Below are 19,314 nucleotides of genomic sequence, written 5' to 3'. Positions count from 1 at the left end.
ATCGTGAAAGCGGAAGGTCATAACCGCTCAGAGATCGCGGTCCAACGGCAACGCGCATTGGCCTTCGGTGTAACCGTTGCCCGTCATAACCGCTCAGAGATCGCGGTCCAACGGCAACCAACTGCTGCGCTCGTGGCGTGAAGCCGCGGTCATAACCGCTCAGAGATCGCGGTCCAACGGCAACCAATGCCGCACCGTAGCTTCGGCTGGCATTGTCATAACCGCTCAGAGATCGCGGTCCAACGGCAACCTACGAAAGATGGAGAAGCACCACCGCGACGTCATAACCGCTCAGAGATCGCGGTCCAACGGCAACTTATGCGCCTCAATAGGGCGGCGATCGGCGGTCATAACCGCTCAGAGATCGCGGTCCAACGGCAACGGTTCCGTCGCTCGTCTCGTGGTACGCGGCGGTCATAACCGCTCAGGCATCGCGGTCCAATGGCAACGTGTGCGATCAGACGCTCCGCACGGCCGGCGCATTGGCCGGGCGTGGAGTGTTCTGGACCCCAGCCGGTAACACGATCGATCGGCCAGACCGGACATGGGCAGACTGCCCCACCCGCCGGCGCATCCGGAGCAAGCCGAGCAGCCGCGTCCCGGCCGAGCTCCCGCGCCGGGCGCCCGCCGTCCGCATGCAACTGACGCTACTGGTTGCCCTGCTTGCCCAGGAAGCTCGGGATATCGACTGCATCCTCCGCGGCCCGGTCCTCGCGCTGCGCGGAGCGGGCGGCAGACATGCGCTCGAACAGCGTGCCGCCCAGCTTGACGCGCGGCGCCGGCTTGGTCGGCACATCCTCGGCCTCGCTGCCCGGCGCGATCCGACGACGGTCGGCGTCGGCGGGCGGCGCGCCATAGGCGTCGTCGGAAAAGGTCTTGGGGGGCGTCGCGACGATCGCCTCCGTGCCCAGCACCAGCTCCTCGTCCGCCGCGTCGGCCGTCTCGGGTTGCTGATCGGCCACCGCGCCGACGTCGGTCGGCTCGCTACCGAGAGCGGCGACTTCCGGCTCCGGCTCGGGCGCGGAGGCCGGAGCCGCCGGCTGTGCTTCGCTGGGACGGAAGGATTGCGGCTCCTCGCGACGGCCACCGCCGAACGAAAAGCGGTTGGTCTCGGGCTGCGACTGCGCCGCCGGCCTCGCCACCGCCTCGATACCGGTCGCCACCACCGACACGCGGATGCGGCCCTCCAGCTCCTGGTTGAACGCCGAACCCCAGATGATGTTGGCATCGGGATCGACCAGGTCGCGGATGTGGTTCGCCGCCTCGTCGACCTCCAGCAGGCGCATGTCGTCGCCGCCGGTGATCGAAATGATGACGCCCTTGGCGCCCTGCATCGACACGCCGTCGAGCAGCGGGTTGGCGATCGCCTTTTGCGCCGCCTCGAGCGCGCGGTTGTCGCCGCTCGCCTCGCCGGTGCCCATCATCGCCTTGCCCATCTCCTGCATCACGGAGCGGACGTCGGCGAAGTCGAGGTTGATCAGGCCGGGCATGACCATCAGGTCGGTGATGCCGCGCACGCCCTGCTGCAGTACCTCGTCCGCCATCGCGAACGCTTCCTTGAAGGTGGTGTTGGCGTTGGCGATCAGGAACAGGTTCTGGTTGGGGATGACGATCAGCGTGTCGACGTACTTCTGCAGCTCCTCGATCCCGCCCTCGGCGCTCTTCGCGCGGCGGTTGCCCTCGAAGGCGAACGGCTTGGTGACGACGCCGACGGTCAGGATGCCCATGTCGCGCGCCGCCTTGGCGATCACCGGCGCCGCACCCGTGCCGGTGCCACCGCCCATGCCGGCGGCGATGAAGCACATGTGCGCGCCCTCCAGCCGCTTGGCCAGGTCGTCGATCGACTCCTCGGCCGCCGCGCGCCCGATCTCCGGTCGCGAACCCGCGCCCAGGCCTTGCGTGATCTTGGTGCCCAGCTGGATGCGCGTGGGCGCGTTGGACTGCTTCAGCGCCTGCGCGTCGGTGTTGCACACCAGGAAGTCCACGCCCTGCACATCGGCGCGCATCATGTTGGCGATGGCGTTGCCGCCCGCGCCGCCGACGCCGATCACCGCGATGCGTGGGGTCAGTTCGTCCACTTCCGGTGCCAGAAACTCGATGCTCATGCGCTGCTCCTCCGCCCCCGAAAAACGCCCGCCATTTCTGGCGGGTTGATTAACCTTCCTGCCCCAACGATTCCGGTCATTCCAGCCGAAAAGCGTTGCGCTTCGTCAATAGTTTGCCCGCGCCGCCTGGATCAGCTTGCGAACCAGCCCGGCACCGCGCGGCCGATGCACGGTGGTGACGGGCGCCACGCTGCGCAGATCGATCGGATCGGACGCCGCGTAAAAGGCGAGCCCCGCCAGCGTCGCGAACGCCGGGCCGCTATGCGCCTCCGGCAGTCCCGTCAGCCCGCGCGGTCGCCCGATCCGCACCGATCGGCCGAGCGCCGCCTGCGCGTAATCGGCGACGCCCTTCAGCTCGGCGCCGCCGCCGGTCAGCACCACCTGCCGCCCGACCGGGCCGTCGAACTTCAGCCGCGCCAGCGCCTGCCTGATCTCGGCCATCTGATGCTCCAGCCGCTGGCGGATGACGCCGATCAGCTGCGCCTTGGTGATCTGGCTGCCCTCGCCGGCCCCGTCCTCACCCGACGCGCCCAGCGGGATCATCTCGTGATTGTCGCGCGGCGACGCATTGGCGGAGCCATGGAAGCACTTCATCCGCTCCGCCTGCGTGCGCCTTGTGCCGAACGCCGACGCGATGTCGTCGGTGATGTCGGCCGCGCCCATCGCGATCGAGGTCAGCCCGACCAGCATCCCGCCCGCGAACAGGCTGACATTGGTGATCCCCGCCCCCATCTCGACCAGCGCCACGCCCAGCTCGCGCTCCTCCTCGCTCAGGCACGCCAGCCCGGTCGCCACCGGCGCGGCGATGATCGACTTGACCTCGAGATGCGCCGACCGGACGCACAGGTCCAGATTGCGCACCGGGGAGCCGTCGGCGGCAACGACATGGATGTGCACGCCCAGCCGGTCCGCGTGCAGCCCCAACGGCTTCTTGACCCCCGTCAGCCCGTCCAGCGTGTACAGCGCCGGCTGCGCGTGCAGCACCATGCGGCCCTGCGGGTCGATCGAGTTGCGCCCGGCATGCAGCAGCGCGTCGATGTCGCTCTGCTCGACGCGGTGCCCGCCCAGTTCGAACTCGACCTCGGCCACATCGCTGATCAGCCCGCCGGCGGAAAAGCCGACCCAGACATCCTCGATGTTCAGCCCGGCGATCCGTTCCGCCTGTTCCACCGCCTCGCGCACCGCCGCCTCCGTGGCGACCATGTCGGCGATATAGCCGCGCTTGACGCCGCGGCTCTCGCGCTGGCCGGTGCCCAGCACGATCAGTTCGCTCGCCCCAGAACCTTCCGGCCCGGGCTGCGCGATCATCGCCGATACCTTTGACGAGCCGATGTCCAGCGCCGTGATCAGTCCCTCGGGTGCCGCCTTGGCCATGATTACCCCTCCATCCCTTGTACCTTGGCGACAGTCACGGGCTCACCCGGATCCGCCACCTGCCGCACGCCGCCGGGCGGCTTGCGCACCACCATCTTGTCCGGGTTGCGCAGGTCGAAGCTCAGCCAACCGCGTCCCAGCAGCGGGTTGGCCCCGTCGCGCTTGGCGAAGTCGAGCAACGCGGCGCCCGCGCCTTCCTCCGGTAGCTTCAGCGTCTCGCCCGAATCGAAGCGAAGGTCCCAGCGCCGGTTGCCGATCCAGGTCGCCGCCACGATGCGCGGCTTCAACGCCGGCGCGGCGGCGAGCAGCTTCTGGTACTGCGCCTCCTGCTTGTCCGCGCCCGGCCCGATCACCAACGGCAGGTCGGGAATGGCATCGCGATCGACCGGTTCGAGCAGCACGCCCTCCGCGTCGATCAGCGTCAGCTCACCCTGATGCTGCCACACCGCCGCCGGCACGCGCTCGGTGATCCGCACCAGGATCTTGTTGGGATAGCGCCGCGACACCGCCGCGTCCTTGACCCAGCCATAGAGGAGCAGCCGTTCGCGGATCCGTTCGAGGTCGACCAGCGGCAGCGCGCGCGTCTGCTGTTCCAGCACGATCGCATTGACCGTCATGAAATCCATCTGCTTGAGCCCCGGCGCCTGCACCTCGTCCAGCCGAAAGCCGGCGCGCCCCGCCGCCTCGCCCATCGCGGTGCCGACCATCGCCGGGACACCCGCATAGGCCGCCGCCGTCAGCGCGGCGACGCCACCCAGCGTCAGGATGCCGCGTGTCGCCACCTTGCGCAGCGTTTCCTCGCGCACCGGCAGCTTCGCGATCAGCCGGTCGAGCCGCGACGCTTTCGGCTTCGCCCGCCGGCGCGGCGGCCCCCGGCTCAGCGTCTTCCTGGGCGGCGTGCCGCGCTTGATCGTACGGCTCATTGGAGCGCCTCATCCACGATCATCTGCACCAATTGCGGATAGTCGATGCCGTTGTGCCGCGCCTGCTCGGGCACGAGGCTCAGCGGGGTCATCCCCGGCTGGGTATTGACCTCCAGCAGGAACAGGCCGTCAACGCCGCGCTCGTCGTCCCAGCGGAAATCGGCGCGGCTCGCCCCCTTGCACCCCAGCAGCCGGTGCGCCTCCAGCGCCACATCCTCGCAGGCGCGGGCGATCTCGTCGGGGATCGGCGCGGGGTACAGATGCTCGGTCATCCCCTCGGTATATTTGGCGTCATAGTCGTAGAAGGCGGACTTGGGCCGCAGCTCGGTGACTCCGAACGCGCGTCCGCCCAGCACGGCGGTGGTCAGCTCGCGTCCGCGGATGAACGGCTCGGCCAGCAGCTCGTCGAAATCCTGCCACGGCCCCGCGACGTCGCGCCCGATCGGGTTGCCGTAATTGCCTTCCGCCGTGACGATCGCGACGCCGACCGACGAGCCCTCGTTGACGGGCTTGAGCACATAGGGTCGCGCCAGCGGATCGCCCTCGAACAGCTCGGCGGACTTGACGATGCGTCCGCCGGGCATCGGGATGCCGTGCGGCACCAGCACCTGCTTGGTCAGCTGCTTGTCGACCGCGATCACCGACGTCGCCATGCCGGAGTGGGTATAGCGCAGCCCCATCAGATCCATCAGGCCCTGGATGCTGCCGTCCTCGCCCGGCGTGCCGTGGAGCGCGTTGAAGACGAGGTCGGGCTTGGCCTCGGCGAGCCGGGCGGCGACGTCGCGACCCATGTCGATCCGCGTGACGCGATGACCGAGCGACTCCAGCGCGTCGGCGACCCCCGCACCCGAGAGGAGCGACACCTCACGCTCGGCCGACCAGCCGCCGTGGAGGACGACGATGTGGAGGCTCATGGCTCGCCCACCCGCTGTATCTCCCATTCCAGTTCCACGCCCGAATGTGCCTTCACCCTCGCCCGCACCTCTTCCCCCAGCGCCTCGATGTCCGCGCTCGTCGCGCCGCCCAGGTTGAGCAGGAAGTTGCAATGCTTCTCGCTCACCTGCGCGTCGCCGCGGCGCAGGCCGCGACAGCCGGCGGCGTCGATCACCTCCCACGCCTTGTGGCCGGCCGGGTTCTTGAACGTCGATCCACCGGTGCGCGAGCGCAGCGGCTGCGATGCCTCTCGCTGCGCCGCGATGCGTTCCATCTCCGCCTGGATTGCCGCCGGGTTTCCCGGTGTTCCCCGAAAGGTCGCACTCACCACGATCGCGCCGGCCGGCAGTTCGCTGTGACGATAGCTATAGCCGAGCGCCGCCACCGGCAGCTTCTGCCGCTCGCCCGAGCGCAGCACCACCTCGCACTCGACCAGCACGTCCGCCGTCTCGCGCCCGTACGCACCTCCGTTCATCCGCACGAACCCGCCGACGGTGCCGGGGATCGAGCGCAGAAACTCGACGCCCGCGATCCCCGCGTCGCGCGCGGTCGAGGACACCAGGATCCCGCTCGCCCCACCGCCGCAGCGCAAGGTGGTCGCGTCGATCGCCTCGACGCGCGCGAACGGCTTGCCCAAGCGGACGACAACGCCCGGCACGCCGCCGTCGCGCACGATCAGGTTGGAGCCCAGCCCGAGCGGCAGCACCGGTACGGCGATGTCCAGGTGACGCAGGAACGCCGCGAGGTCGCCCGAATCGGCCGGCTCGAACAGCTGTTCCGCCGCGCCGCCGGACTTGAACCAGACGAGCGGGGCGAGCGGGGCTGAAGGTGTGAGGCGGCCATTGACCCCCTTCGTGTCGAGCGCAGTCGGGACACATGGTCCCTCGACTTCGCTCGGGACGAACGGTGTTGAGACAGCGGCTCTCACGCCACCACCCGCTCGCGCCGCGCGGCGATCGCATCCGCCAACCCGGCGGCCCACTTGGTGATGTCGCCCGCCCCCAGACACACCACCTGATCGCCGTCGCGCAGTTCGCCCGCCAGCTCCGCCGCCAGCGCGTCCGCGTCCGCCACCGTCGCCGCGCCGCGATGGCCGCGTCGCTTCAGTCCCTCGACGAGCGCGTCCGAATCAACCCCGTCGACCGGCTGCTCGCCCGCCGCATAGACCGGCGTCACCAGCACGCGATCGGCGTCGTTGAAGGCGGTCTGGAAGTCCTCCATCAGCGCGCCCAGCCGCGAATAGCGATGCGGCTGCACCACCGCGAACACCCGCCCGACCGCGCTCTCGCGCGCCGCCGCCAAGACCGCGCGGATTTCGACCGGGTGATGGCCGTAATCGTCGATGATCGAGGCGCCCGCCACCTCCCCGACCTTGGTGAAGCGCCGCTTGACCCCGCCGAACGCGTGAAAGCCGCGCTGGATCGTCGCGTCGTCGATCCCCAGCTCCAGCGCTACCCCGATCGCCGCCAGCGCGTTCTGGACGTTGTGACGACCCGGCATCGGCAGCTCGATGCCCTCGATCGAGCGCGTGCGGCCGTCGCGCTCGCGCACGATCACCTCGAAGCGGTTGCCACCTGCCACCGGCTGCACGTTGACGCCGCGCACGTCCGCCTGCGCGGAAAAGCCATAGGTGACGATACGCCGGTCGCGCAGCCGCGGCAGGATGCCCTGCACCTCCGCATGATCGAGGCACAGCAGCGCCGCGCCATAGAAGGGCACATTCTCGACGAACTCGACGAACGCGTCCTTGACCGCGTCGAACGAGCCATAATGGTCCAGATGCTCGGGGTCGATGTTGGTCACCACCGCGACCGTGCCGTCCAGCCGCAGGAACGAGCCGTCGCTCTCGTCCGCCTCCACCACCATCCAGTCGCTCGCACCCAGTCTCGCGTTCGAGCCGTAACTGTTGATGATCCCGCCATTGATCACGGTCGGATCGACCCCGCCCGCGTCGAGCAGCGCGGCGATCATGCTCGTCGTCGTCGTCTTGCCGTGCGTCCCCGCGACCGCGACGGTGGACTTGAGCCGCATCAGCTCGGCCAGCATCTCCGCGCGCCGCACCACGGGAATGCGCCGCTCCAGCGCACACTCGACCTCCGGGTTCGAGCGCACGATCGCGGTCGACACCACCACCACCGCCGCGTCGCCCAGGTTGTCGGCATGGTGCCCGATGGCAACCGCGATGCCCTTGTCGCGCAACCCCTGCACGACATAGCCCTCCGCCACGTCCGACCCCTGCACGCGGTAGCCGAGGTTCTTCATCACCTCGGCGATGCCCGACATGCCGATCCCGCCGATGCCGACGAAGTGGATCGTGCCGATGTCGGTGGCGAGCTGTTTCACGCCCAGGCCTCCTTCACCGGCCCGCGTGCCACCACCGGCAGGCGCGACACCGGCGCGTCGAGGCTTTCGACCAGGTCTGCGAGATCGCTGACCGCCCTGGGCTTGCCGACGCTCTTGGCGCGCCCTGCGGCATTCTCCAGCGCGGCCGGGTCGAGCCCCAGCTTCTGCATCTGCTTGGCCAGCTCTACCGCGGTGAACTGCCCCTGCGCGATCGTCCGCGCGCCGCCGGCTTGCGTGATCTCGCGCGCATTGGCGGTCTGGTGGTCGTCGGTGGCACCGGGCAGCGGCACCAGGATCGCCGGTCGGCCCGCAGCGGTCAGCTCGGCGATCGTCGAGGCGCCTGCGCGCGCGATCACCAGATGCGCCCAGGCCAGCTGCTCGGGCATGTCGGGGATGTAGGTCGCCAGATCGGCGGGAATCTGGTGCGCGGCATAGCTCGCGCGCGCTGCGTCGATGTCCTCGATCCGGGCCTGATGCGTCACCTGCAGCCGGCGGCGAAACGTGACGGGCAGCATCGCCAGCCCGTCGGGCACCACCTGGCTCAGCACGTTCGCACCCTGGCTGCCGCCGGTGACGAGCACGCGGAAGATGCCGTCCTCCTCCAGCAGCGGATACGGCTTGGCGCGCAACGCCAGCACCGCCTCGCGCACCGGATTGCCGACGGTGTGGACCTTGCCCGCCAGCTTCGCCGAGAGCCGCTCGGTGCTGTCGTACGACGTCGCGATCGCGTCGACGCGGCGCGCGACCAGCCGGTTGACGCGCCCCAGCACCGCATTCTGCTCGTGCACCGCCGTCGGGATCTTGTCCGCAAAGGCGGCCAGCAGCGCGGGGAACGCAGGATAGCCGCCAAACCCGATCACGGCGGCGGGCTTGAACGTCGCGTACAGCTCGCGCGCCATTGCCCGCCCACGCCACATCTCGCGCGCCGCGGGCAGCCAGCCCAGCGGCTTGCGGGTCTGGAACCGCCCGGCCGGGAGCACGTGCGTCTGGATGCCCTCGAACAGCCCCGGAAACCGCACGCCGCGCGCATCGCTCACCAGCGCCACGCGATGCCCCCGCGCGGTCAGTTCGGTCGCGAGCGCGGCCGCCGGGACCATGTGCCCACCCGTGCCGCCGGCGGCCAGGACGTAGTGCTTGCCGCGCATCAACTGCCCCACTTCACGACATAGGGGCTGCGCGTCAGGAACGGGTTGCGCCGCGTGAACGCCAGCAGCAGCCCCATGCCGAGCGACAGCGCGATCATCGACGACCCGCCATAGCTGATGAACGGCAGCGTCATGCCCTTCGACGGCGCCAGCCCGGTATTGACCGCCATCGACACCAGCGCCTGCGACCCGAACTGCACCGCCAGCCCCGACGCCGCGAGCAGCTTGAACTCGTCCTGCTCGTCCAGCAGCTTGACGAACACCCGCACCACGATCGCCAGGAACACCATGCCGATCACCATGCACGCGATCAGCCCGAACTCCTCGCCGATCACCGAAAAGATATAGTCGGTGTGCGCCTCGGGCAGCCCGAACTTGCGCACCCCGCCGCCGGGTCCCGTCCCGGTCCAGCCGCCCGCGGTCAGCGTCGCGTGCGCGGCGTCGGTCTGGAAGTGATCGGCTGCGCCGTCGCCCTCCAGGCCCGGAAACAGGAACGCATCGATCCGCTCGCGTGCCGTGCCGTAGAAGAAATATGCCGTCACCAGCCCCACTGGCGCCAGCGATGCGAGGCCGGCCAGCACGCGCACGGGCGTGCCCGCAATGCACAGCAGTGCGAACCAGACGGTGCAATAGATCACCGTCTGCCCGAAATCGGGCTGCATCATCAGCAGACCCGCGACGACGCCGGTCATCGCCATCGTGATCGCCACCACCGGCAGCTCTTCCTCCTTGGACTTGAGCGACAGGATCCAGGCGACCGCGACGATGAAGAATGGCTTCAGGAACTCCGACGGCTGGAACAGCGATACGCCCAGATCGAGCCAGCGCCGCGCGCCGTTGACGACCGAACCCAGGAACGGTGTCAGCGCCAGCAGCACCCCGAAGCACACCGCGCCCGCCAGCGCGAAGCGACGCGCGGTCGCGACCGGCAGCATCGACACCGCGATCAGCACCGGCGCGGACACGCCGACCCACATCAGCTGCCGCCAGAAATAATAGAGCGGCGCGACCTGATGCTTCTCGCCCGAATAGCGCAGCGCGGTCGCCGGACTGGCGGCGGCGACCGCGACCAGCCCGATGACGATCAGCGCAAAGGTCAGGCCCAGCAGCATCCGGTCAATGTCCCAGAACCAGGTCCCCAGCGGCGACCGGTCGCCACGCCCGCCACGCCGCTTCACCCTCGCCACCAGATCGCGGCCCGTAAGCCGCGCCGCCCCGTCCACCCTGGCATCGGTCATGGCAGCGCCTCCACCAACGTGCGGAACGTGTCGCCGCGGTGCTCATAGTCGCGGAACTGGTCGAAGCTTGCGGCGGCCGGGCTGAACAGCACCGTATCGCCGGCCTTCGCCTGCGCCGTGGCGCGCGTCACCGCGCGGTCGAGCGTGCCAGCTTCCTCCACCGGAACACGTCCAGCGAGCGCGCGCGCGAATACCGGCCCCGCCTCGCCGATCGTATAGGCGCGCGCCACATGCCCGAAATGCGGAGCGCAGGCGTCGAGATCGTCGCCCTTTGCGCGCCCGCCCAAGATCCAGTGCACGCGCTCGAAGGCGGCAAGCGCAGGCGCGACACTGTCCGGGTTGGTCGCCTTGGAATCGTTGACGAACAGCACGCCGCCGCGCTCGCCCACCCGCTCCATACGGTGAGCCAGCCCGGCGAAGCTCGCCAGCCCTGCGTCGATGTGGTGCTCGCTTACGCCCAGCGCCTTCGCCACCGCGATCGCCGCCAGCGCGTTCTGCGCATTGTGCGGTCCCTGCAATGCCGGCCAGTGGCGCTGGTCCAGGCACACGCCCGGCGCGATCTTGGTCAGATGCTCGCCGCGATCGGCGAGACTCCGGGCGATCTTGGCGGAGGGCAGGTCGCCGATGCCGACGATCGCCTCATGCTTCGGAGATTGCATGGCAAAAAGCCGGGCCTTCGACGCGGCGTAAGCCTCGAAGCTCTCATAGCGATCGAGGTGATCGGGCGTGACGTTGAGCAGTACCGCCACGTCACAGTCGAGCGTCTGCGTCAGATCGAGCTGATAGCTCGACAGCTCCAGCACATACACCCCGCCCTCCGGCAGCGGCTCCTGCGCGAGAATGGGCAGACCGATATTGCCGCCCATCAACGTCGGCACGCCAGCTGTCTGAAGGATGTGGTGGACCAGCGCGGTGGTGGTCGACTTGCCGTTGGTGCCGGTGATCCCGACCACCTTGTGCGCGGGCAGCGCGGCGCGCGCCTGCGCGAACAGCTCGATGTCGCCGATCACCGGCACCCCGGCATCGCGCGCTGTCGCGCCAAGCGGATGCGTGTTGAGCGGCACGCCGGGCGACATGATCAGCGCGTCAAAGGCCGCGATGTCGTAGTCCAGCTTGTCTCCCAGTAGATCCTCGTCGCTAAACGACTGATCTGCACCTTCGGAACGCGCGGGTAGCGCGGAGAAGTACCGCATCGCCACGTCGAGAGCTGCCTCACGGTTCGCAAAGTCGGTATCCCAAGCGCTGACGCTGGCGCCAGACCGTAGCAGCGCGTCAACGGTTGCAAGGCCCGAGCGCGCCAGCCCCAACACGGCGTACCGCTGCCCAGCCCAGGCGCGCGCGGTGATCACCGCAGCTTCAACGTCGAAAGCCCGGCGAGCGCCAAGACCAACGAGACGATCCAGAACCGGATCACCACCGTCGGCTCGCTCCAGCCCAGCGCCTCGAAATGGTGATGGATCGGCGCCATCCGGAACACGCGCTTGCCGGTGCGCTTGTACCAGAACACCTGGATGATCACCGACAGCGCCTCGACCACGAACAGCCCGCCGATGATGCCCAGCACGATCTCGTGATGCGCGACCACCGCGATCGTCCCCAGTGCGCCGCCCAGGGCAAGCGAGCCGGTATCGCCCATGAACACCGCCGCCGGGGGCGCGTTGTACCACAGGAAGCCCAGCCCCGCGCCCACGACCGCACCGCAGAATATCGCCAGCTCGCCGGCCCGCGCGACATGCGGGATACCCAGATACTCGGCGAACTTCGCGTTGCCCGCGAGGTAGACGATGACCATGAACGCGACCGAGGCGATGATGACCGGCATCGTCGCGAGGCCGTCCAGCCCATCGGTCAGGTTCACCGCATTGCCGAAGGCGACGATCGTGAAGGCGGCGAAGATCGGAAAGAACCAGCCCAGGTCGAAATACATCCGCTGCGTGAACGGCAGGTACAGATGCGGCCCGTTCTCACCCATGATGATGACCGCCGCAATGCCGGCGATGACGAATTCCAGCAGCAGCCGAACGCGACCCGGAATGCCCGCCGTCGTCGCCTTCTTGACCTTGTCGTAATCGTCCATGAACCCGATCGCGCCGAACCCGAAGGTCACGAACAGGCACGCCCAGACGTAGGGATTGGCGAGGTCCATCCACAGCAGGATCGAGCACCCCATCGCGGTCAGGATCATCAACCCGCCCATCGTCGGCGTACCGCGCTTGGCGAGATGCGTCTGCGGGCCGTCGGCGCGGATCGGCTGGCCCTTGCCCTGCCGCACGCGCAGCCAGCCGATGAACTTCGGCCCGATCAGCAGGCCGATGAACAGCGCCGTCGCCACCGCCGCGCCGGTCCGGAACGACTGGTAGCGGATGAGGTTGAGCAGCCCCGGGAAACCCAGCTGCTCGGCAATCCAGAACAGCATCTAACCCCCGAGCGCCGCGACGACGCGCGACAGACCGACCGAATTGGAACCCTTGACCAGCACCGTGTCGCCGGCTTGCACGACATCCGGCAGCACAACGATCGCTGCCGACGCATCGGGCACATGCACCACGTTAACCTTTTGCTCAAGCGCGTCGGCGAGGGGTGCCATCGCTTCACCGACGAGGAGAATCGTTTCGACGCGCGCGTCGATCACCGGCTGCGCGAGCTCCGCATGGTAAGCAGCTGAATCGTCGCCCAGTTCGGCCATCGTGCCGAGGATCGCGACATGCCGCCCCGGCTCATCGCCAAGCACCGCCAGCGTCGCGCGCATCGACGCCGGGTTGGCGTTATAGCTCTCGTCCAGCACCAGCGCCGTCCCGCCCGCCACCGCCGCTTGGAACCGGGCGCCGCGTCCCGGCAGCCCGCCAAGCTCCGCCAGCGCAAGACCCGCCAGTCCCAGATCGCCGCCCGCAGCGTCCACGGCTGCCAGCACGCCGAGCGCGTTCGAGACCCAATGCGTGCCCGGCTGCGAGAGCGTGAAGCTCAATTCCCGCTCCCCGAGCCGCGCGGTCACGAAGCTGCCGCCGACGCCCGATCGCATCGCCTCCACCGCCCGCACGTCCGCGCCCTCACCCGTACCGAACGTCACGATCCGTTGGGTATGAGGCCGCGCGGCGGCGATCAGCCGGTCGCGATGCGGGTTGTCGAACGGGACGATCGCGGTGCCACCGGGCTGCAGTCCTTGGAAGATCTCCGCCTTGGCGTCGGCAATCGCCGCTTCGTCGGCGAAGAACTCCATGTGCACCGCTGCGACCGTGGTCACGAGCGCGACATGCGGGCGGACGATCCGCGTCAGTTCAGCAAGTTCGCCGGCATGATTCATGCCCATCTCGAACACCGCATAGTCGCCGTCGCGCGGCATGCGCGCGAGGCTCAAGGGCACGCCGACATGGTTGTTGTAGCTCTTCACCGATCGGTGGACGCGGCCCGGCGTGCCCCGGTCCAGCGCCGCGTACAGCGCCTCCTTGGCGCTCGTCTTGCCGACCGACCCGGTGACGCCGATCACAGTGGCGTGCGTTCGCGCGCGGGCCGCACGGGCAAGATCGTTGAGCGCGGCGAAGGTGTCGGTAACGAGGACGTGTGGCTGCCCGCAAGGCTGCGACACGATCGCGCCGGCCGCGCCTTGTGCGAATGCCTGATCGAGGAAGCGGTGGCCGTCGGTGGCCTCGCCGCCGAGGGCGACGAACAGGTCGCCCGGACCGACCTCGCGCGAGTCGAACGCGACGCCGGTGACGGCGAAGTCGCTCGATGCGGCACCGCCCGTTGCAGTCACGATCTCGTGCGAGGTCCAGAGCGACATCATCCCCTCTCCCGCGCGCGGGAGAGGGACAGGCCGCAAAGCGGCCAGGGTGAAGGCCCGACATGAGAACCAGGCGTGGGCTCAGCGACGTACGTCATACCCTCCCCCTGCCGCCCTTGGCGGCTGTCCCTCTCCCGCTTGCGGGAGAGGGCAGTCACGAACAACACTCCCGCGCCACGGCGACATCGTCGAACGGCAGCACCAGATCGCCGACGACCTGCCCCTGCTCGTGGCCCTTGCCCGCGATCAGCACGATGTCCTGCGGCCCGGCGTCCGCCACCGCCGTCGCGATCGCGTCGCGCCGGTCCCCGATTTCGGCCGCACCGATCGCGCCCTTCAGCACGGCCGCGCGGATCGCGGCGGGGTCTTCGGTACGCGGATTGTCGTCGGTGACGATCACGCGATCCGCGCTTTCGATCGCGACGCGCCCCATGTCCTCGCGCTTGCCGGCATCGCGGTCGCCGCCTGCGCCGAACACCAGGATCAGCCGGCCCTTCGATCCTTGGCTGCCCGCATGCGGCTTGAGCGCCGATGCCGCCGCCGCGATCGCATCGGGGGTATGAGCGTAGTCGACATAGACCGGCGCACCCGACCGCGTGATCGCCGCCCGCTCCAGCCGCCCGCGCACCGGCTGCAACCGCGCCAGATTGGCGAGCGTCTCAGCCACCGGCCCGCCGGTCGCGATCACCAGCCCCGCTGCGACCAGTGCGTTGGCGGCTTGATAGCCGCCGATCAGCGGCAGGCGCACATGATGCGTGCGCCCCTCCGCCTCGATCGTCAGCCCCTGCCCCAACAGCGTCGGCTCCCGCCCGACCAGCCGCAGGCAGTCGCCCCGCTCGCCGACCGTCAGCAGCCGGTTGCCCCGCTCGCGTGCCAGATCGATCACCCGCGCCGCCGCCGGGTCGTCCGCCCACACCACCGCCGCGCCGTCGGAACTCAGCACCTCCGAGAACAGCCGAAGCTTGGCGGTGAAATACGCCGCCATGTCGCCGTGATAGTCGAGATGATCGCGGCTCAGGTTGGTGAACGCCGCTGCCGCCACCGGCAGGCCCTCGGTACGATACTGCGTCAGGCCGTGGCTCGACGCCTCGAACGCCAGGTGCGTCACGCCCTCGCGCGCGAGCCCGGCGACATTGGACAGGAAGGTCACCACGTCGGGCGTGGTCAGCCCCGTCGTCACGCGCTCGTCCGCCGTGGTTACGCCCAGCGTGCCGATCGACGCCGCGTGGTGCCCGGCCATCCGCCACAGCTGCCGCGTCAGCTCTACGGTCGAAGTCTTGCCGTTGGTTCCCGTCACCGCAACGCAGGCGTCGGGAAACGGCGCGAAATACCGTGCTGCCAGCTCGGCGAACCGCTGTCGCGGCTCGTCGTCGGCAACATGCACCGCGCCGGCTACGACGGCCTCCGGACGCGCCACCACCGCCACCGCGCCGGAACGCACCGCGTCGGCGATGAAGCTTTCCCCGTTCACCCGCGCGCCGGCGAACGCGCCGAACACCGTGCCGGGCGCCACCTTGCGATGGTCGATCGCGAAGCCGGTCACGGCGGCCCCCTCGCCGTTGCCGGTCAGCGCGCCGAGCTTCACGTGCTATTCGCCATGCGCGCCAACCTCGCCCGGCGCGCGCCAGATCATCGGGCGAAGGTCCGCGAGATCGACCTCGCGGCGCTCGTCGGGCAACACACCCAGGATGGCGCCAGTGCGTGAGATCACGCGGCTGACCACGGGCGCGGCGGTATAGGCGGCGGTGGTCTGGAACTGGTTCGCCTCGACGCGCTTGGGCGAGTCCATCATCGCGATCACCACGAACCGCGGCGCATCCATCGGGAACGCGGCGGCAAAGGTGGAGACGTTGGCGTTCTTGGCGTAACCCCCGCCGGTCGCCACCTCGGCGGTGCCGGTCTTGCCGCCGACGCGATAGCCCGGCGCTTCGGCCTTGCGACCGGTGCCCTCCAGCACGATCAGCCGCAGCAGCTGGCGCAGCCGCGCGCTGGTCGCCTCGCTCATCACGCGCGTGCCCGGAACCGGTCCGGCCGGCTTCTTCAGCAGCGTCGCGGGCCGGGCGATGCCGCCATTGACGAGCGTCGCGTAGGCGTTTGCGAGGTGCAGCGGCGTCACCGCCATGCCATGTCCGTACGCCGTCGTCATGGTCGTCGTCCGCGCCCAGAAGGTCGGCCACAGCGTCCGCCCCTTCTCGATCAGCTCGATCTCCGGCTTCTTGTCGAAGCCCAGCTTGCGGAACCACGCCTGCATCCGCGCCGCCCCGATTTCGTCGGCGATGCGCGCGGTGGCGATGTTGGACGAATGGATCAGCGTTTCGGGGATGTTCAGCCAGCGGTTCTGCGCATGGTCGTCCTTGATCGTGAACCGACCGACCTTCAGCGGTTGCGCCGCATTGAAGCGGCGCGACATCGACGTCACGACGCCATAGTCGATCGCGGCCGCGATCGCGATCGGCTTCAACGCCGAACCCAGCTCGTAGACGCTCTGGGTGTTGACGTTGCGCAGCTGCTCCGTGCCCGCCATGCCGACGCGGTTGGGGTTGAACACCGGCAGCGACACCATCGCCAGCAGCTCGCCGGTGTGGACGTCCAGCACCAGCCCCGAGGCGGCCTTTGCCTGATAGGCCCCCATCGCCCGGCCCAGCTCGGACTCCATCGCCGCCTGCACGCGCGTATCGAGCGACAGCTGCACCGGCACGCCGCGGGCCTTGGGATCGAGCAATTGTGCATCCAGCACCCGCTCCATCCCGCTCATCCCGTGCCCGTCGGCGGACAGGAAGCCCAGCGCGTGCGCAGCCATGGTCGATTGCGGGTACAGCCGCTGCGTCTCGCGCGCGAACACCAGCGCCGGCTCGCCCAGCGCGTTGACCTGCTCGACCAGTGCCGGCGCGGCACGGCGCTGCAGATAGGTGAAGGCGACGTCCTTGGTCAGTTGTGCATGAAACCACGTCTGATCGCCCCGATCGGGCATCAGCGCCGCGAGCCTGCCGGCAAGCTCCGACTTGTCGCCCATGATCTGGCGCGGATGGACGGCGATCGTCCATGCGTCGATCGTGCGCGCGAGCGGATGCCCGTTGCGGTCGACGATGTCGCTGCGCGCCGCCAGCGTCGCCACGGTCGCGCGCGCCTCCGCGCCGCCGAACGCCGCCAGCAGGGCCAGCCGGCCGATCACGAGCGCCACCGCGGCGGCGAACAGCAGCATCCCCATCATCAGCCGGGTATGTGCCACCGCGACCAGCGCACCGCGCTGGTTGCCGCGCCGCGCCGGCAGCGGGCGGGCGACGACCATGGTCACCGTCCGCGACCCGCTTCCCGGCGCGCTCCGCTCATGATGTCACCAAATGTCGTGTCGGACAGCAGCTGGCGGTCCAGCATCGCCACCGCCTGCGGCCGCACCTTCGCCACCGCCGCCGTCGCTCGCGCCGCCTGGGCGAGTCGCGCGATCGCCGGAGCGTCGCGGCCGCTGGGCGCAACAGCGCGAATTGCAGCATCGGTGATGACCGGGCGGACCGGAGCGAGCGCAGCAACCTTGATCACTGCCGATGCCGGTGCCGGTGCCGGTGCAAGCGCGGGGGCCTGCGTAGCGGCGGTCACCTCGACTGGCGTAGGGGCGGCCTCGAGGGCCATCGCCGGCACGACCAGCGCCGCGACCTTCACGCCCGGCAGCCCGACCGCGTAAGGGTCGAACGACGCAAGCGCGGCATCGTCGTGCAGGAACTGCGCGGCCGTGGGCGCGGCGAGCGACAGCGTATCGCCGTTCCACCGTTCCAGCTGCGCCAGATTGGCCCGCGTGTCGAACTCGGTTTCCAGCGCGCGGATATCGCGCTCGGCGGCCGCGATCGAGCGGTTCAGTACGTCCAGCTTCTGCCGCTCGGACGCGACCCGTGACGAGACGAGGTAGAAGCCGAGCACGACCACGGCGAGTGCCGCCAGCCAGCCGATGCCCTTCAGGCGATACGCCGCCGTCATACGCCTACTCCTACTGGTTCCGACCATGCCGCCGCGGTTGTCCGCCGCGCCGTCCGCAACGTCGCCGAGCGCGCGCGCGGGTTGCGCGCCAGCTCGGCCTCACCGGGGCGCACGGCCTTGCCGACGCCCTCGAAACTCGGATCGCGCTCCGCCGGTCCGACGGGCAGATGTCGCGAGCCGCCGGGCGTGGCACCCGACCGGTCGCGCAGGAACCGCTTCACCAGCCGGTCCTCCAGGCTGTGGAACGTCACCACCGCCAGCCGTCCGCCGGGTTTGAGCACGCGCTCGGCCGCTGCCAGCCCGTCCGCCAGCTCGTCCAGCTCGCGGTTGATGTGGATGCGGATCGCCTGAAACGTCCGCGTCGCGGGGTCCTTCTTGTCGTGCGGGCGCCAGCCGAGCGCGCGCCGCACGACGCGCGCCAGCTCGCCGGTACGGGTCAGCGGCCGGGCGGCGACGATCGCGCGCGCGATCCGCCGCGACTTCGGCTCCTCGCCGTAGCGGAAGATCACGTTCGCGATCTCGTCCTCGTCCGCCTCGTTGCAGAAGTCCGCCGCCGACGGTCCGATCCGGCTCATCCGCATGTCGAGCGGCCCGTCCTGACCGAACGCGAAGCCGCGCTCCGCCTGGTCGAGCTGCATCGACGAGACGCCGACGTCCATCGTCAGCCCGTCGACCGGCTAGGTCACCGCCTGTTCGAGCGCGTAGAACTTGCCCTCCACCAGCGTAAGGTCGTCCAACGCCAGCGCGCGGCCGGCGGCGATCGCATCGGGATCGCGATCGAAAGCGATCACGCGGGCGCCCCTTTGCAGGAGCGCCCGCGTGTACCCACCCGCCCCGAACGTCGCGTCCACTATTCGCTGGCCGGGGGAAGCAGCGAGCGCGGACACGACCTCGTCGAGGAGGACCGGGATGTGTTGGGGGGCGGCGTTCACAGCTGCGCACCCCGTTCGGCCATTTGGAACTCGGCCATCTCTTTCACGACGTCGGGATAGTCCGTCGTCTCGATCAGCGTCTTCGGGTCCCAGATCTCGATCATGTCCAGGACGCCGTAGAAGAAGGCGTGGCCCTTGATGCGGGCGTAGTGGCGCGGAAAGGCGGGCATGATGAAACGGCCGGAGCCGTCGAACGGCACCGCTTCGCCGGCCGCGGCGCGACGCTTGATGTTGTAATCCAGCTCGCCGTCGTCGGCGGTGTTCTCCGCCTCGCGCTTCTCCAGCTTGGCGACCAGAATATCGAGATAGGCAGGGTCATAGGCGACCAGGCAACGGTGCTTCTGATGCGTGCCGACGATCACCGTGCCGCCGTCCTTGCCGTTCGCCTTGGGGTAGTTGGCGGCGAGCGTCTGGCGGAGGGCCGCAGGGATGGAAACGCGGCCCTTGTCGTCGACAAGGCCGATGCCATCTCCTTGATACCAGCCTCGATTCGACAACGCATACATCCCCACCAGCGGGGCATGCATCCTCGTTGCGAGAAGCGACGTTCGTCGCCTCCCGCCCGCGAACGACG

At 69.4% G+C, this 19,314-nt stretch carries 15 protein-coding genes, 1 pseudogene and 1 CRISPR repeat array; all 16 genes and pseudogenes read right to left on the bottom strand.

Going from position 1 to position 19,314, the window contains the following annotated elements:
- Positions 1-16: 16 nt before the first annotated feature.
- Positions 17-449: direct repeats of the CRISPR family, unit length 36 nt; unit sequence GTCATAACCGCTCAGAGATCGCGGTCCAACGGCAAC.
- Between the two features lie 198 nt (positions 450-647).
- Positions 648-2,105, bottom strand: coding sequence for a cell division protein FtsZ (gene ftsZ, locus JWN21_RS11840; RefSeq protein WP_299650249.1), 1,458 nt, complete (start codon positions 2,103-2,105; stop codon positions 648-650).
- Positions 2,106-2,210: 105 nt separating this feature from the next.
- On the bottom strand, positions 2,211-3,479 hold the full coding sequence (ftsA, locus tag JWN21_RS11835) for a cell division protein FtsA (RefSeq protein ID WP_299650246.1): 1,269 nt from the start codon (positions 3,477-3,479) through the stop codon (positions 2,211-2,213).
- A gap of 2 nt (positions 3,480-3,481) precedes the next feature.
- Positions 3,482-4,402: a cell division protein FtsQ/DivIB gene (locus JWN21_RS11830; RefSeq protein ID WP_299650243.1), complete on the bottom strand. Its 921-nt coding sequence runs from the start codon at positions 4,400-4,402 to the stop codon at positions 3,482-3,484.
- The gene (locus JWN21_RS11825; RefSeq protein ID WP_299650240.1) at positions 4,399-5,316 is read right to left on the bottom strand and encodes a D-alanine--D-alanine ligase; all 918 of its coding nucleotides are present in this window, start codon (positions 5,314-5,316) and stop codon (positions 4,399-4,401) included. Before JWN21_RS11825 ends, JWN21_RS11830 begins: the two co-directional genes overlap by 4 nt.
- Positions 5,313-6,263 carry a UDP-N-acetylmuramate dehydrogenase gene (murB, locus tag JWN21_RS11820; protein WP_299650237.1) on the bottom strand — a complete coding sequence of 317 codons (951 nt, stop codon included), beginning with the start codon at positions 6,261-6,263 and terminating at the stop codon, positions 5,313-5,315. The genes JWN21_RS11825 and murB overlap by 4 nt, the downstream gene beginning before the upstream one ends.
- Positions 6,260-7,678: a UDP-N-acetylmuramate--L-alanine ligase gene (gene murC / locus JWN21_RS11815; RefSeq protein WP_299650234.1), complete on the bottom strand. Its 1,419-nt coding sequence runs from the start codon at positions 7,676-7,678 to the stop codon at positions 6,260-6,262. The genes murB and murC overlap by 4 nt, the downstream gene beginning before the upstream one ends.
- Positions 7,675-8,826 carry an undecaprenyldiphospho-muramoylpentapeptide beta-N-acetylglucosaminyltransferase gene (murG, locus tag JWN21_RS11810; RefSeq protein WP_299650253.1) on the bottom strand — a complete coding sequence of 384 codons (1,152 nt, stop codon included), beginning with the start codon at positions 8,824-8,826 and terminating at the stop codon, positions 7,675-7,677. The genes murC and murG overlap by 4 nt, the downstream gene beginning before the upstream one ends.
- Positions 8,823-10,061: an FtsW/RodA/SpoVE family cell cycle protein gene (locus JWN21_RS11805; protein WP_299650231.1), complete on the bottom strand. Its 1,239-nt coding sequence runs from the start codon at positions 10,059-10,061 to the stop codon at positions 8,823-8,825. Before JWN21_RS11805 ends, murG begins: the two co-directional genes overlap by 4 nt.
- Positions 10,058-11,410, bottom strand: a complete 1,353-nt coding sequence (murD, locus tag JWN21_RS11800; protein WP_299650228.1) for a UDP-N-acetylmuramoyl-L-alanine--D-glutamate ligase — start codon at positions 11,408-11,410, stop codon at positions 10,058-10,060. The genes JWN21_RS11805 and murD overlap by 4 nt, the downstream gene beginning before the upstream one ends.
- Entirely contained in the window at positions 11,407-12,477 is a 1,071-nt protein-coding gene (mraY, locus tag JWN21_RS11795; RefSeq protein ID WP_299650225.1) for a phospho-N-acetylmuramoyl-pentapeptide-transferase, read from the bottom strand. Before mraY ends, murD begins: the two co-directional genes overlap by 4 nt.
- Positions 12,478-13,839: a UDP-N-acetylmuramoyl-tripeptide--D-alanyl-D-alanine ligase gene (murF, locus tag JWN21_RS11790; RefSeq protein WP_299650222.1), complete on the bottom strand. Its 1,362-nt coding sequence runs from the start codon at positions 13,837-13,839 to the stop codon at positions 12,478-12,480.
- Positions 13,840-13,993: 154 nt separating this feature from the next.
- Positions 13,994-15,424, bottom strand: a complete 1,431-nt coding sequence (locus JWN21_RS11785; RefSeq protein WP_299650219.1) for a UDP-N-acetylmuramoyl-L-alanyl-D-glutamate--2,6-diaminopimelate ligase — start codon at positions 15,422-15,424, stop codon at positions 13,994-13,996.
- Between the two features lie 3 nt (positions 15,425-15,427).
- Entirely contained in the window at positions 15,428-17,134 is a 1,707-nt protein-coding gene (locus JWN21_RS11780) for a penicillin-binding protein 2 (protein WP_299650216.1), read from the bottom strand.
- A complete protein-coding gene (locus JWN21_RS11775; protein WP_299650213.1) occupies positions 17,131-17,808 on the bottom strand; it encodes a hypothetical protein in 678 nt (225 codons plus the stop codon). The genes JWN21_RS11780 and JWN21_RS11775 overlap by 4 nt, the downstream gene beginning before the upstream one ends.
- Positions 17,805-18,740: pseudogene (gene rsmH / locus JWN21_RS11770) on the bottom strand (16S rRNA (cytosine(1402)-N(4))-methyltransferase RsmH). Before rsmH ends, JWN21_RS11775 begins: the two are co-directional and overlap by 4 nt.
- Positions 18,737-19,237, bottom strand: coding sequence for a division/cell wall cluster transcriptional repressor MraZ (locus tag JWN21_RS11765; RefSeq protein WP_299650210.1), 501 nt, complete (start codon positions 19,235-19,237; stop codon positions 18,737-18,739). The pseudogene rsmH and the gene JWN21_RS11765 overlap by 4 nt, the downstream one beginning before the upstream one ends.
- Positions 19,238-19,314 lie beyond the last annotated feature (77 nt).

It is taken from the genome of Sphingomonas bacterium, assembly GCF_028292945.1.
Lineage (GTDB): Bacteria > Pseudomonadota > Alphaproteobacteria > Sphingomonadales > Sphingomonadaceae > Sphingomonas.
The sequence above is the reverse complement of the archived record's forward strand: the minus strand, read 5'-3'. Positions and strand labels throughout refer to the sequence as shown.